The organism is Gracilimonas amylolytica (genome assembly GCF_002911695.1).
GTDB lineage: Bacteria > Bacteroidota > Rhodothermia > Balneolales > Balneolaceae > Gracilimonas > Gracilimonas amylolytica.
In genome coordinates, this window is the sequence record NZ_PQBS01000011.1 from 21,156 (window position 1) to 35,424 (window position 14,269).

Annotated in this window: 12 protein-coding genes; 5 read left to right on the forward strand and 7 right to left on the reverse strand. The window is 40.8% G+C overall.

Features of this window, described 5'->3' with window-relative positions; all coding sequences use genetic code 11:
* Nucleotides 1–91: 91 nt before the first annotated feature.
* On the forward strand, nucleotides 92–2,191 hold the full coding sequence (locus C3B73_RS03925) for an amino acid permease (RefSeq protein WP_103664338.1): 2,100 nt from the start codon (nucleotides 92–94) through the stop codon (nucleotides 2,189–2,191).
* Between the two features lie 21 nt (nucleotides 2,192–2,212).
* On the opposite strand, the gene C3B73_RS03930 is transcribed toward C3B73_RS03925, so the two are convergent.
* From C3B73_RS03930 to hisS, 4 genes are all read right to left on the reverse strand, one after another.
* Nucleotides 2,213–2,572 (reverse strand): GntR family transcriptional regulator, encoded by a 360-nt coding sequence (locus C3B73_RS03930; protein ID WP_103664339.1) that lies wholly within the window; start codon nucleotides 2,570–2,572, stop codon nucleotides 2,213–2,215.
* Nucleotides 2,572–3,300 (reverse strand): hypothetical protein, encoded by a 729-nt coding sequence (locus C3B73_RS03935; protein ID WP_103664340.1) that lies wholly within the window; start codon nucleotides 3,298–3,300, stop codon nucleotides 2,572–2,574. The genes C3B73_RS03930 and C3B73_RS03935 overlap by 1 nt, the downstream gene beginning before the upstream one ends.
* On the reverse strand, nucleotides 3,297–4,142 hold the full coding sequence (locus C3B73_RS03940) for an ABC transporter ATP-binding protein (protein WP_103664341.1): 846 nt from the start codon (nucleotides 4,140–4,142) through the stop codon (nucleotides 3,297–3,299). The genes C3B73_RS03935 and C3B73_RS03940 overlap by 4 nt, the downstream gene beginning before the upstream one ends.
* Before the next feature lie 213 nt (nucleotides 4,143–4,355).
* Nucleotides 4,356–5,612 (reverse strand): histidine--tRNA ligase, encoded by a 1,257-nt coding sequence (hisS, locus tag C3B73_RS03945; RefSeq protein ID WP_103664342.1) that lies wholly within the window; start codon nucleotides 5,610–5,612, stop codon nucleotides 4,356–4,358.
* A gap of 374 nt (nucleotides 5,613–5,986) precedes the next feature.
* Between hisS and C3B73_RS03950 the strand changes: the two genes are divergently transcribed.
* Genes C3B73_RS03950 through C3B73_RS03960 form a run of 3 tightly spaced genes read left to right on the forward strand, consistent with a single transcriptional unit; the run spans nucleotide 5,987 to nucleotide 9,518 of the window.
* Nucleotides 5,987–7,315, forward strand: a complete 1,329-nt coding sequence (locus tag C3B73_RS03950; protein WP_198597269.1) for a flippase — start codon at nucleotides 5,987–5,989, stop codon at nucleotides 7,313–7,315.
* A gap of 1 nt (nucleotide 7,316) precedes the next feature.
* Complete coding sequence (locus C3B73_RS03955; protein ID WP_103664343.1) at nucleotides 7,317–8,375, forward strand: nitroreductase family protein; 1,059 nt, start codon at nucleotides 7,317–7,319, stop codon at nucleotides 8,373–8,375.
* Nucleotides 8,376–8,384: 9 nt separating this feature from the next.
* Complete coding sequence (locus C3B73_RS03960) at nucleotides 8,385–9,518, forward strand: polysaccharide pyruvyl transferase family protein (protein ID WP_157939417.1); 1,134 nt, start codon at nucleotides 8,385–8,387, stop codon at nucleotides 9,516–9,518.
* A 62-nt stretch (nucleotides 9,519–9,580) separates the two neighbouring features.
* On the opposite strand, the gene C3B73_RS03965 is transcribed toward C3B73_RS03960, so the two are convergent.
* Nucleotides 9,581–10,534 (reverse strand): glycosyltransferase family 2 protein, encoded by a 954-nt coding sequence (locus tag C3B73_RS03965; RefSeq protein ID WP_103664345.1) that lies wholly within the window; start codon nucleotides 10,532–10,534, stop codon nucleotides 9,581–9,583.
* A gap of 45 nt (nucleotides 10,535–10,579) precedes the next feature.
* Here C3B73_RS03965 and C3B73_RS03970 point away from each other — a divergent pair, with 45 nt between their 5' ends.
* Complete coding sequence (locus C3B73_RS03970; RefSeq protein WP_103664346.1) at nucleotides 10,580–11,410, forward strand: glycosyltransferase; 831 nt, start codon at nucleotides 10,580–10,582, stop codon at nucleotides 11,408–11,410.
* Nucleotides 11,411–11,417: 7 nt separating this feature from the next.
* On the opposite strand, the gene C3B73_RS03975 is transcribed toward C3B73_RS03970, so the two are convergent.
* Both C3B73_RS03975 and gatC read right to left on the reverse strand, forming a co-directional pair.
* Nucleotides 11,418–13,874 (reverse strand): YfhO family protein, encoded by a 2,457-nt coding sequence (locus tag C3B73_RS03975; protein ID WP_103664347.1) that lies wholly within the window; start codon nucleotides 13,872–13,874, stop codon nucleotides 11,418–11,420.
* A gap of 21 nt (nucleotides 13,875–13,895) precedes the next feature.
* Nucleotides 13,896–14,183, reverse strand: a complete 288-nt coding sequence (gene gatC / locus C3B73_RS03980) for an Asp-tRNA(Asn)/Glu-tRNA(Gln) amidotransferase subunit GatC (protein WP_103664348.1) — start codon at nucleotides 14,181–14,183, stop codon at nucleotides 13,896–13,898.
* Between the last annotated feature and the right edge of the window lie 86 nt (nucleotides 14,184–14,269).

The window sequence follows — 14,269 nt, forward strand, 5'->3', positions numbered from 1 at the left end:
GCAGATCAGATTTTGTTGTTATTCAATGCTATCATATTTTGCTAACCAAAAATAACCATGCTCCGGATTAGCGGAGATACAATCAGACTTAATGAAGCATAAGAAATTAGCGAAAGAATTAGGGCTTTCGGATGTATATGCGATCGCAACCGGGGCTATGTTCAGTTCCGGATTTTTCCTACTACCCGGTTTAGCTGCAGCCGAAACCGGTCCCTCAGTGGTTTTGGCTTACCTGGTTTCCGGTATCATTGTTTTACCCACTATGTTCAGTGTGGCTGAGCTTGCAACAGCCTTACCGCGTTCCGGCGGTACTTATTATATCATAGACCGAAGTCTGGGCCCCATGCTGGGTACCATTGGTGGGTTCGGTTCATGGCTGGCTTTAGTTCTCAAAAGTGCCTTTGCCCTTATCGGTATGGGGGCATATATCGCCATATTTTATGATGTGAATATATTATTTGTAGCAGTATTCCTGACCATAGTCTTCGGAATTCTGAATATTGTCGGAGCTAAAGAGACCACATGGCTTCAAAAAATATTGGTCGCCGCTCTTGTTACTATCATGTTCTTTTATATCGTGCAGGGGGTTTTTGAGATCTTCTCAATGGATATCAGAGTGATCACTGAAAATCAATTCAAACCATTTTTTACAGATGGGGTGTTTGGCTTTTTTGCGACCGTTGGGATGGTGTTTGTGTCTTATGCCGGTTTGACTAAAGTTGCGAGTATTGCAGAGGAGGTGAAAAATCCGGATCGTAATATTCCTTTAGGGATGTTCTTAGCCATTGGAACCGCTGTGATCGTATATGTTGTAGGTGTGTATATCATGGTGGCACTACTTGAGCCTAATGCTTTTCGTGAAGACCTGACTCCTGTTGCCACTGCCGGTGAAGTATTCCTTGATTGGTTGCCTGAGCCCGGCGGTTTGATCCTGGTTGTAGTGGCTGCTGTAGCGGCCTTTGCTTCCACAGGGAATGCAGGAATTATGTCTGCTTCCAGATACCCAATGGCCATGGCTCGCGACAAGTTGATCAACAAGAATTTCGCAAACATTGGTAAACTTGGTACCCCACATTGGTCAGTAGTTGGTACGGTGGCACTCATGCTCTTCTTCCTACTTGCTTTTAATGTGGCCGAAGTGGCAAAGCTTGCAAGTGCCTTTCAGTTGTTGTTGTTTGGATTGTTGAATCTGGCTGTGATCGTTATGCGTGAGAGTAGAATTCAGGAGTATGATCCCGGATTTAAATCTCCCTGGTATCCATGGGTTCAGATAGCCGGTATCATCCTTTCTATTATTTTGATCTTTGAGATGGGAGTGCTTTCAATTCTGTTTACCGTAGCGGTTACAGTGGCATCCATTATATGGTACAAATACTATGCTCAGGATAAGGTAGAACGGCAGGGAGCCATCTTCCATGTGCATGCCCGATTAGGTGAAAATAAGGATCAGGGACTTGAAAATGAGATGCGCGGTATACTTCGTGAGAAGGGGCTCAGACAAGAAGACCCATACGAAGAATTGGTTTCACGGGCTGATGTACTCGACTTCTCTCCGGAGACAGATTATGATACGATCTTTAATAAGGCAGCTGAGAGTCTGGCCGAGAAATTGAACATCACGATCGAAGAGCTGCGTAAGTTATTTATGAACTCAGCCGATAATTCTGCTATTCAGATTGCCGAAGGTGTAGCCTTAAATCACGCCAGGCTCAAAGAAGACATTTCACCGGAACTGGTATTGGTTCGAATTCGCGAAGGATACAGTAAGAGAAAGCTCAAAAAGGATGCTGAGAGTGATCAGAAATTACACAGCATCATATTCTTTGTCAGTTCAGAGGCTAATACCGGTCAGCATTTAAGGATATTGGCTCATATTGCTGAGATGGTGGGTTCTAAAAACTTCGTTGAGCGCTGGTGTAAAGCCCAAAATGAAGAAGAGTTGAGAGAGATCCTGCTCAGGGATGAACGGTTTATCAAGATAACCCTCAATCCTGACGACAGCACTCAGCAGTATATCGGTAAGATGATCAAGGAGATCTCCTTCCCGGGGCAAAGTCTGATCACGATCATTCGTCGTGGTGGTGATATCAAGATCCCTCATGGTATAACGGTACTTCAGGAAGGCGATGAGTTATCTATTATCGGTGAAGTCGAGGATATCGATGAGCTTAAGAAGATGCTGAAGGAATAGACCTTGGTTTCGGGGCAAAGATCAATCACTGTCAGAGTAGTATAAAGCTTCTAACTCCTCCATGGATATATGTAGAAGCTTCATATACTTGAACAGTGAAGGAAGTTTAATATCGAAGAACTCCTTTTTTTTGAGATCAAGTACTTTATCATAGGCATCAGCTGTAACAAAATACCCAACCCCTCTTTTGTTCGACACTATGCCATTATTTTGTAGTTCGTGGAATGCACGCAAAGCTGTATTAGGGTTGACCTCCATCAAAACAGCTACTTCCCGAACAGATGGGATGTTATCTCCATCGCCCCATTTTTTAGTGAGGATCTGATCATAGAAGTAATCCGTGATCTGTAAATAAATGGGTTTGTTCTCAGAGAAATGCATTATGCCAATTCCATTCTTTTTAGTCTGATATAGGATACCCATATAAAAAAGGCAGAAATCGCAACGGTTAGGGTGCAGGTGGTAATAATCCTGAAAGTTGAAGTTGCTGTCAGTGTTGTTGGAATCTTAAGAAATAAGCCATCTGGTGTAAAGGTATTAACAAGCAACAGTGCGATAAGTCCAAATAAAATTAGCACACCTAACATTGCGACTAAGGTGCTCAGAAAATTATTGGACCTGAAATGAACAGCCCCAAAAAAGAAAATAGATTGATATATGATATAGGGCCATATTTCATTAAAGATCCGGATACTGAAGAACCAATCAGCCGGTAACCCGATCAAAAGGCTAAGTACATATAGGAGAAAAAGGCCAACAACTGTATATGCGCAAGATGAAAGTAACCATGCAGAAATTATTTTTTCAAACGCCGTAGCAGGTAGAGTAAAAAACAGTGGTGCAGAATTAGCTGAATTCTTCTCGTAAAACATGATACTCGTAAAGGCATAACCAACCAGGGTAAAGATCACAAAACCAAATGTAATTATGGATTCTGCCGCAATAGGCGAAATACCACCATAATACAGAACGGTTCCTTTTATAAAAACGACACCACAAATAAGGGAAATTAGACCGATCTGTATAGTCCGTTTGTTTATCATCACATTTCGATGAAACAAGAGCTTAATTCTGTATAAAGATGTTTTGGATGTTATCTCTTTGCTCATGAGGATACCCCGTTAAAGTGATCGTTCATTTTTTCTGTTTTCAGAATGATCGAATTAAAAAGCAGTTCAAGATCTATGCCTTCCTGACTTTTTTCTTCATAAGAGGGAAGAATTGCCTGTATGCCTCCTAAGGTCTCTTCACCGTATAAGTAATTTTTCGGAGAGTCTTGATCGATGGTTTGAAATGCTAGTTTCATTTCAATTTCATCCATTGAACGGTTAAAAACGATCTTTCCATCCTTCAAAACGATCATGTGGTCGATCATACTGCCTAAATCACGGACCTGATGTGTCGAGATCAAAATAGCTCTATTCTGGAGCTCAAGTGATGCAACTATGCGACGAAACTGACTTTTAGATGGGATATCAAGCCCATTGGTTGGCTCATCAAAAAGCAGAAGACTTGAATTGGTAGCTATCGAAAATGCGATCAAAAACTTTTTGCGCTGACCAAAGGATTGGGAATTAAGTTGTTTAGAAGGGTCAACCTCAAAAACCTTCAGGATTTCGTTCATGACCTTTCTGTCAAACCGGGGATAGAGAGGGCTATGTATGTTTGTGTAGGTGTCACCGGTTATTTTAGGCAGGTCAAATTGTTCAGGAAGAATATAAAGTTCCCTTAAAGTTTCAATGGACCTTGTTTTGGTAAGATTCCCATGTAGACTACAGGTACCCTTCTTGGGAAAAAGCATGCCTGAAATGATATTCAGTAAGGTACTTTTTCCCGCTCCGTTCAGCCCAAGTAATCCATAGATTCCCCCTGCTTTGACATTCAGATCTAAGTTTTGGATCAGCGGAGTACTCGATTTATATGAAAATGATAAGTCGTTGATTGAAAGCATTGAACCCCTTGTTTGATTTACTGTATTAGTATAGTAATACAGTAAATAATTTCAAAATGGATTTCGCAATTTTTAAGAAAAGGAAAGTAAATCAATACTTAAATATCGCTCCGATGTATGGCGTCTAAGCGAGCGGTGAAGTATCCATTAAACTAAGATCTACCTCGATCCTGACGCTCTGTGTCGGAGCGTATTGGTAAACACTCAGCTTACTTAACTCAGTTTAGTTAGGATCTCATTAAAGGAAAGTGAATCTTCCTCACTTTCTTTCATATTGCGGAGCGTGAATTTGCCTTCGTTCAGCTCATTATCACCAATGATAATGGTGTAGCGTGCATTTTCACGATTGGCATCCTTCATCTGTGCTTTCATGGAACGGCTCATATAATCCATGGTAGCAGAGACACCGGCTTCCCGAAGTTTAGGAAGGTGTTTAATGGCAAAGGATCTGGCGGCACCTCCAAGAGTGACGAAATAAACATCCACCGATTTTTCTTCTGCAAGCTCTATACCCAATTCCTCACAGGCGATCAATAAACGCTCCATTCCTGCGGCAAAACCAACAGCAGGGGTAGGCTGGCCTCCGATCTCCTCAACCAGCAGATCGTAGCGGCCACCACCGGCCAGGGCATCCTGTGAGCCGAGGTCCGGTGAGGTTAGCTCAAATGCCGTGCGTGTGTAATAATCCATGCCGCGCACCAGGTAAGGATCGATGGTGTAGCTGATCCCAAGATCATCGAGATACTGTGTGACTTTTTCAAAATGGGAAGCCGTTTCCTCATTCAGGTAATCCTGTATGACCGGTGCATTCTTGATGAATTCCTGATCTTCCGTTTCCTTGGAATCAAGGATTCGCATTGGGTTCTTCTCAAACCGTTTTTGGGATACTTCACTCAGTTTGGAAAGGTTCGGCTTCAAATATTCACGAAGTGCTTCCTTGTAAGCTTCGCGACTTTCAGGATCACCGACCGAGTTCAATTTCAATTCAAAATTCCTTATCCCGATCCGTTCGTAGATCCTCATCATGAAGGCAATGGTTTCCACATCAGCTACCGGGTCATCGCTCCCGATCACCTCAACCCCAAACTGATGGAATTGTCGCTGACGACCTTTTTGCGGCTTCTCAGCGCGAAACATAGGTCCGATGTAATAAAGCTTTTGTGAGCCACCACGCTGATCAAGGTGGTGTTCAACGTAGGAACGAACAACCGGAGCTGTAAGCTCAGGTCGTAATACATAATGGCTGTCCCCTTTTTCGAAGGCAAAAATCTCTTTGGATACAATATCGGTCAGTTGGCCAATACCCCGAACGATCAGCTCCGTTTGCTCCATGATGGGGGTGCGAATTTCCTCGAAGTTGAACCTGACGGCTTCCTCATGGATGATGTTTTCCAATGCCCTCCATTTTGGGGATTCATCAGGAAGTATATCTACCATTCCAACGTGTGAGGTGTACTTGGGTTTTGCCATTATCTAAATTTGTTTGAAGTCAAATATCTACAGCCCCAAAGATAAGGGGAGTGGGGGAGAATGTCTCAGAGGAATTTTGATCTGAGATCTTTCCGATCGGAGTGAACCTTTACTGAAATACTTAGGCATCTAACACTAGCACTGTAAACAAGTGTGATTACCAAGGACCACACGACAAAGTCATGATACGTAACATAAAGTCTCCGTTTTTAGGCTGCCCAAAAGAACAGTAATTTCATTGTATCTTTGAAGGTTTAAATAACTTAATTTAATTAAGAACTTGAATCTATTTGGTTATTAAATATCGTAAACTTCAAAATTAGTTGATTGAATGTATTCTTTGGCTGTCAAAAACATTTGCAAAAGAGTAAATATTGGAAACGTTATTTAGAAAATTTAAGGACCTGTTAGAAACCAGTGAGGTACGAAAGTACACCCTAAATACCTCTTGGATGATGGGGGAAAAAATTCTTGCCATTGCTTTGACCATGGTAACTAGCATCATCGTAGCGAGATACCTAGGGCCGGAAAAATTTGGAATACTTTCCTATGCAATATCATTATCCTCTCTTTTTGCAATTGCTACTCATATGGGATTAAGTGGCCTTGCGGTCAGGGAATTGGTCAATAAACCAAAAGAAACACCAGAACTCATGGGGAGTATATTTGGTGTTAAATTCATTGGGGCAATGATTGCTTTTACAGGCTATTTAGTTTTTATAAATCTATTCAGCGATAAGAGCTCGACTGAGTTTTGGGTACTCATTTTAGTTTCCGTTACAATTTTTCTAAAACCCTTCGAGGTATTTGATTATTGGTTTCAGGCAAAAGTTAAAGCAAAGTACTCTTCCATTGTCAGGTCAGTTTCGATAACTGCCGTATCAATATTGAAAATTATCCTTGTTATAACTTCAGCAGGCTTGCTAGAAATTGCTGCGACCTATGTGGTGCAAACCGTAATTGTCATTACTTTATTCACCTATTTTTTCATTAAAAAAGCTGATATCCAAATTCGGAACTGGAGCTTTAATATCAATAAAGTCAAAGAGCTTCTTGGTGAAGGTTGGATGCTTATGCTTGGAGCCATTTTTGCAATGGTGTATCTGAAAATCGATCAGATTATGTTAAGGTGGATAGTGGGGGCAGACGAAGTAGGAATTTATTCTGTAGCTGCCAGAATTTCTGAGGCATGGTACTTTATACCAACAATAATTGTCAGTTCAATTTTCCCAAAATTACTGGAATTAAAAAAGGAGAATCCAGAGAAATTTCATCGTCGACTTCAGCAGCTTTTTAATTTCCTATTTTTGATCGCATTAGGCTTAGCCATATTAATTTCATTTATATCTACTCCGTTAATAGAGACGCTATATGGCCTGGAATACCAAAAAGCAGCAATTATCCTTTCGATTCATATATGGGCAGGTGTATTTATTTTTATGAGAGCGGCTTTTAGTAAATGGGTATTGGTAGAAGATGCAGTGGCTTTTTCGTTGATAACTCAGGGACTAGGGGCCCTGGTCAATATTATTTTGAACATTATTCTGATACCATATTTCCAGGGTTTTGGAGCTGCTGTGGCTACAATCTGTTCATACTCGATGGCTTCATACATTGCCTTGTTATTCTATAAAAAAAGTAGGCCGGTATTTTGGATGATGACCAAAGCAATATTCTCTCCGTTTTTAATTTTAAAGAAATAATATGATTCAGTTTTTAAGAAAAGTTAAAAGAATAGTTGATCGGGTAATTTTTGAGATCGATTCATTCTTTGTTCGGATCTTTTACCGTAGCAGACTATTGTCGAATATTTACTATGCAATATTTTCAAGAAGATTTAGCAGAGAGCACCGAGCGGTATTGGCGGGGAAGGCCAAATACATAAATGATATAAAATCTGACAGATCCAGCTACTACCTGCTTGTCAGGAATGTTCACAGGTTAGAAAAAGGGTTATTAATGAAGCCAAGAAGACCCATTTTTGGGAAAAATTATATTGAAGAAACAGTTGCAAGCTTTAAAAAAGTTTGGTTAACCACTTCTGAAATTGATAATAAACAGTTGTACTGGTTTAGAGATGTGCTGAACAAATACTTTGTGGAAACTGGGCAGGATAAATTGATTGAAGCTCAAAAAAAAATCTTTTATTCCGTTTTGGAAAGGAAGAGTCTGTTACCCGATACGTCTATAAAGTCTATACCCTATAAGAAAAGAACAGAAATAGATATTACTTATGACGAGTTTTTTGATTTAACGCGCAAACGAAGGTCTGTAAGATGGTTTCTCGATAAAAGGGTTCCTAGGGAACTTATTGATAAAGCAATTCTCGCAGCTTCACAAGCTCCCAGTGCCTGCAACAGGCAACCATTTCATTACAAGATCATTGATGATCCTGAAATTCTGAGTAAGCTTGTAAAACTTCCAATGGGAACTGTTGGTTATTCACATAATATTAAAACATTCATCGTAGTTGTGGGTAATTTGGATGCTTACTATAGTGAAAGGGATAGGCATTTAATTTATATTGATGCTTCATTAGCAAATATGAACTTAATGTTAGCATTGGAAACTTTAGGGTTAAGCAGTTGCCCAATCAATTGGCCTGACATAGAAAAACGTGAAAAGAAAATGGATAGACTTCTTGGTCTTAAATTGCATCAAAGACCAATAATGTGTTTAGCGGTGGGGTACCCTGATCCTGAAGGAATGATCGCTTGCTCTGAAAAGAGAAGTTTAAATGAAATTAGGTCTTACAATTTATAAATGAATTCTATGTTCGTAGAAATCAGAGGTGCTCAAACAGTAAATAAAGGAGCTGAACTAATGCTGCTTTCAGTAATTAAAGAGCTTTCCTTAAGATTTGAACACCGAAACATCATTTTTACGGTTGAACCACAAATAAATTTCTCTTATTCCAAAAGGGTTAAATACGATATTAAAGCTACACCTAGATACCACTTATTTGGTATAAATTTTGGGGTATTTTCAAGATTTCTTCCTGATAAAATAAAAAGGGATTTCGGAATAATATCACAGGATAGTATAGATGTTGTTATAGATGTTTCCGGTTTTAGATATGGAGATTTTTGGGGTAAATCAGAAATGGTAAAAGGGAGTACCAAATATTTAAAAAAATGGAAGAATAAGAACGTAAAGATAATTTATTTACCCCAGGCTTTTGGACCTTTTCAAATGAAAGGCACGAGGAAGCAAGCAAAGAAAATATTGAAATATGCTGATTTTGTAGCTGCAAGAGATAAAGATTCATTCTCCTATTTAAATGAATTAAGAACGGATGTTAAGAAGAAAAAACTATTTCAATATCCTGATTTCACTACATCTATCTCTGTAGGTGAGAAGCTTGATGAATACAAAAATCAAATACTGATTATTCCGAATTCTAAAATGATAAAGGAGGATGGGAGGTATATTTCTTACTTATTAAACCTGATAAAATACTTACAAAGAAAAGACCTGAATTTTAGTTTTCTTGTTCATGCTGGGAATACCGATTTTCAAATTGCTAATCAGATAAATGAGATAAATAAATCGAACATAAATATAATCTGGCATGAAGATCCTATCCTTACAAAGCAAATAATTAAAAGCTCATATTTTTTAATTACATCGAGGTTTCACGGTCTTATCAATGGGTTATCTCAAGGAGTACCCTCAATATCAACTAGTTGGTCACATAAGTACGAAAGGGTACTTGAAGAGTACGATTTTAAAGATATGGGCTTAATTAATGACCTGGATAATTTTGACAAGACAGAAGAAAGAATAGAGAGGATTATAAGTGACTACGAAAAAATAAAAAAACACCTTCTTTTAAAATCAGAAATCCATAAAAAAAAGGTTGATGAGATGTGGGAAAGAGTAGTAGCAATTTTGGATGAGAAATAAGAATGACGAATATCAGGGTGATTACAGATATAAGTCGCATTGAATATTGGTGCAGAATAACATCAAGTGGTTAGATAACCTCTCAGTATCCAGTACCTGAATTTTAGCAGCATGATACCTTTGGCCGGTGTAAAACCGATCAGATAGATCAAAAACAGACCCAAACTCACAGCTGTTTTAAAGATCTCTTTAAACACATGTGTGAGCTTGAGCTTAAAGGATCCCTTAGTTTGCCTTGCTACACTCTTACCCATCCCTTCAGCTTGTTTTCGGATATAATCTTGTGTCGCTCGTTCAGGTCCTATGCGGTGGTACAACAAAGCTTTTGGAAGATAGAGTATGGGTTCTCCCAAAGACTTGACTCTGTTGAATAGGTCTTTCTCCTCATTGGCGGTGAGCTGATCTCCTTTTCGGCCGAGATCCGTGTCAAATAAGCCGGTCTCTTCAAAGAGCTCTTTCCTGAATCCCATGTTTCCGCCAAACGGATATTTGTTTCCGGGATATTCTCTGACTTTTTTTCCAAGATTATGATACCCAAAAAGAGACAGTAAATAGTGAGAAGCCCATTTGGGTTTATGATCGTCAAACTGAACCCTGATCTGCCCACCGGCAGCATGGTAGTTCGGATAGGTCTCAAAGAAATTTATCCAGTTTTCTATAAAATGTTGTTCAGCCCGGATGTCATCATCCACAAAAACAATATGCTCTGAGGCAGCTTCCCTGATTCCACGGTTTCGGGCAAATGACAAGCCCTGTTCAGCTTCTTCAAAATAACTGATCCGAAAAGCAGAGGGATCGGCCTGTTCACGATGTTTGGCTACAACCTCAGGCGTGTTGTCTGTCGAATTGTTATTTACGACCAGGAGCTCTGTCACTATATTCTCAACTGGTTGCTGCAACAATGAATGCAGCGTATCATCAAGATATTCCGCACGGTTATAAGTACAGATAATAAAAGTTATATTTGGGGATGGATCCATACGAGGTTCTGATGATTTATGGCTTTGAAAATACATTTTTTATGAAGAAACATGCTAACGGTAATGTGAGGGAGGAAGATCATGTCTGATTATCCTCTGGTTTCGGCTGTGGTCACTACTCATAACCGTAAAGACTTGCTGAAGCGAGCCCTCGATTCTGTTAAGGCACAAACCTATCAGAAACTGGAGCTTGTGGTGGTAGATGATGGATCAACGGAGTCGGTAGAATCGATCGTTTCTGAGTATGAAAGATCTGTAGGCAGGGTGCTCTATCATAGAAATGAAAAGGCAAAGGGAGCCTGTGCTGCACGTAATAAAGGAATCGAACTGTCTAATGGGGAGTACATTGCCGGACTTGATGATGATGACGAATGGATGCCGGGTAGAATTCAAAAAATGATGGATGCTTACAGGGATGAATATGCTTTTGTGACCTCAGACGTGTTGCACATATATCCAAACAGAAAACTGGTTTGGAAAAAGGATGCGGTTATAACCCTTGAAAGACTTTTATACTCAAATCAGGTCGGGAATCAGGGGTTGATCAAAAAAGAACGGTTGTTAGAGATAGGGGGATTTGATGAATCGCTAAGTTCCGCTCAGGATTATGACCTTTGGGTACGGTTAAGTGAAAGGTATGGACCGATCCGGAATGTTCAGGAGCCACTTCAAAAAATAAATCTTGATCATGATGGGGAACAGATCACCACACCAAGAAATCAGTTGAAGGGATATCTACAGTTCTACAACAAGCACAAGCATTTGATGAATAGAGACCAAAGAAGGTATCAGCTGTATACGATCCGAAAGGCAACCGGTAAAGCAAACCGCCTGTCAGACCTGATCAACTGGGTACCGGCTAAATTTCTCTGGAAAGAATTGAAGGTCTTTCTGCTGAGGAAGCTTGGGTAATTCAGGATTAATTTTTGAAGAATCTGAAGGCTAAAAAACTTGCCAATAATACCTGAAATGCCAATGATATCCAGGCTAAGGTTGTACCGAGGGAATAGGAGGTCGGCTCAAACTTCAGCTCGACTTGATGCTCTCCGGCCGGTATCTGCAATCCTCTCAGAAAGTAATTTGTTTTATAGATCGGGATTTCCTCCCCGTTCAAAGTGGCTGACCAACCTGCCGGGTAATAGACTTCACTCAGTACAAGAAATCCCGGTTCACTGCGTGTTACTTCAAGGGTGATCTCAGGTCCGGTGTAGGTTGTTACCTCAACAGTGGAAGTCGAATCGGGTGAGGTGATTATCTCATCTGAAGTTTCAACAACAGCGGTTTCAGCAAGGTTGATCTGCTGAGGTTGAATATAGTTGAATGCCTGTTGGGGTGAATTTGTCGTGATTACCGAATCCACAAAAAAGGCTTTGGGCAGTACGTTTTGGTTTTCATACACCACGCCCCTTTCTCCTTCAAAGACCGGCTCGAAACCGGGAAGAGGCAAACCTTCTGTGTAGGTCAGGTATTTTACATTAAAGAGATCCAGCAATTGAGGATTGAATGTGTTGCTTTGAACATCGAGTGGCCCGCCGTTATACATCACGTCCTGAATCACACTGAGTTTGGCACCGGTGTACCCTCCGATCTGTGGGTAAAAATAGGACGGGATCGCATTACTGTAAGGATTATCCAGTAACGGAAATGTTCGGTAAGGATAACTGCTATCGGTAGAATTATTTTCTACAATGTAATTGGTAAGGTCCGTTCGCTGAGACTCTAACAATCGCTCGGTATTTCTGTTTGCATCAACGATAACATCTTCAGGGATGTAGCGTTTATCCACGCTGATCATATCATAGGCTGTTATCAGAATAAACCCGAAGAGGGCGACAGATATCGGAATTTTATTGGAGAAAGCGAGGTAGATCAGTCCGGTTCCCAATACAAAGATTATGGATAGTCTTAAAAGATCGCTTTTTGCCTTTTCTTCACGCTGAGGGACCATCTGTGCATTCACATACTGCTCAGCCCGCTGCTGAACCTGTGGATTATTGGGGCTAACCTGATTTTGCTGAGCGATCTGATTGGCAATGTTGGCTACTTCACCCGGACGTTTGAAATCGGTTGAATTGAGCTGAATAAACAACAAGATAATTACAGTGGCTGCTGCACCAATCGGAAGATAAAGCTGTTTCAGTTGCGCATTTTTTGATCTTACAAATTTAATGAGCCAATCAAGTCCGTACACTGCTACAACGGTGTAGCAAAATGCAGTCAGTGTAAGCCAGGTCTCAGGAGCCCGGAACTTGTCGAAGAGGGGGATATGATCGAAAGCAAATTCATTCAATAATCTGAAATTGCCTCCCCAGGCGAATAGTATTCCAAGTGTTCCGGCGGCAAAGAAGGCATACATGATCCTGGAACGCTCACGGATCAAGGCCATGAGTATAAAGGGCAGGGCTAGCGCTCCAAGATAGTGAGGGCCGGATGTAAAGGACTTGGGTCCCCAGTAATCAGGTGAAGCTCCTCCAAAATAATTTGGGACCAGCAGGGTCCAGGTTTCCTTAATGCCCTGCGACCACGCAAAGGCATACCCCTCTGTCAAACCGGAAGAGTTATCTAAAGCCGAACCGCCACGGAGACTGTAATTGGAGTATTCCTGTAATGGGAGGAAGGTTTCTGCATGTCCCATCAGTGCAATCACACCGGCCAATGCCAGCAATCCGGTAGTTTTGGCCCATTCAACGATCTCTTCTTTTTTGTAAGAAGACCAGGTATCAAAGATCCAGAGAAACCCAAGCAGGTAAATGAAATAATAGGTGATCTGAGGATGGTTCGCTCTGAGATTCAGTACCAAAGCTACGGTAAATAGAAGCAGGCCCGGAAGGCGATTGTCCTTGTTGCGGGTCAAAAGCCAGTAACCGGCGATCACCCAGGGAATGAAGGTCAAGGTTATGAATTTAGTGTTATGACCTGCTGCAATAATGATCGGAATGTAGGTGGACAGGCCAAACATCAAACTGCCAAAGGTGGCTGATAAGGGCCTGAACTTCATCAACACAAGTAAAAAGTACATGCCACTGAACAATACCCAGAACTGAAATGCCGGAAAGATCCCGTCGAATAATTTGCGAAGATCATCGAGATGGGGCGTTTGTTTGGCCAGTGAAACAACATAGGACGGCATCCCTCCAAACATATTATTGACCCATAGAGGTTCCTTATCGTATGCCTCACGGTATTCGAAAACAGATTCTGTAGCGGCTCGCCACTGGGTGGTATCATGCCGCTGAAATTCTTTTCCACCAATGGTTGTAGCGGTGAATAAAAAGAATGGTATGATAAACAGGATAAACAGCGTAATAAGATGCTGCCTGGAATCAGAAAGGCGGGTAAAGAGATCCTGTGAAATGTCGTTCTTTGGGTCTGTCATGTAGGAGGGTTAGAACGGAGGTTATTCGATCACTTTTGGTACACGGAAGTAGTCGCTATCGGCATCGGGTGCGTTTTTCAGGGCGTCTTCATGAGAAAGAGGTTCTTTGGCTTCATCCTTACGAAGGCGACTTTCAAGGTCTATCACGTGTTCAAGCGGTTCAACGTCATCGGTATCCACTTCATTGAGAAGCTCCATGTATCCTAAGATCTTATTCATGTCATCAGCAAAGGATTTTACTTCTTCGCCGTTAAGCTGAAGTCTTGCTAAATTTGCGATGTATTGAACTTCTTTCTCGGTAACTGACATATTATTTATTTAAATAAATAGTGATTTATTTTTGACTGCCTGAATTTAAGAAACATTAAGTGAAAGATTAATCTTATTTAAAAATT

Coding starts and splice junctions, on each gene's coding strand:
- C3B73_RS03935 (WP_103664340.1), bottom strand. CDS start 3,300: ATGAGCAAAGAGATAACATCCAAAACATCTTTATACAGAATTAAGCTC.
- C3B73_RS03960 (WP_157939417.1), top strand. CDS start 8,385: ATGTTCGTAGAAATCAGAGGTGCTCAAACAGTAAATAAAGGAGCTGAA.
- C3B73_RS03955 (WP_103664343.1), top strand. CDS start 7,317: ATGATTCAGTTTTTAAGAAAAGTTAAAAGAATAGTTGATCGGGTAATT.
- C3B73_RS03970 (WP_103664346.1), top strand. CDS start 10,580: ATGTCTGATTATCCTCTGGTTTCGGCTGTGGTCACTACTCATAACCGT.
- hisS (WP_103664342.1), bottom strand. CDS start 5,612: ATGGCAAAACCCAAGTACACCTCACACGTTGGAATGGTAGATATACTT.
- C3B73_RS03940 (WP_103664341.1), bottom strand. CDS start 4,142: ATGCTTTCAATCAACGACTTATCATTTTCATATAAATCGAGTACTCCG.
- gatC (WP_103664348.1), bottom strand. CDS start 14,183: ATGTCAGTTACCGAGAAAGAAGTTCAATACATCGCAAATTTAGCAAGA.
- C3B73_RS03965 (WP_103664345.1), bottom strand. CDS start 10,534: ATGTATTTTCAAAGCCATAAATCATCAGAACCTCGTATGGATCCATCC.
- C3B73_RS03925 (WP_103664338.1), top strand. CDS start 92: ATGAAGCATAAGAAATTAGCGAAAGAATTAGGGCTTTCGGATGTATAT.
- C3B73_RS03975 (WP_103664347.1), bottom strand. CDS start 13,874: ATGACAGACCCAAAGAACGACATTTCACAGGATCTCTTTACCCGCCTT.
- C3B73_RS03930 (WP_103664339.1), bottom strand. CDS start 2,572: ATGCATTTCTCTGAGAACAAACCCATTTATTTACAGATCACGGATTAC.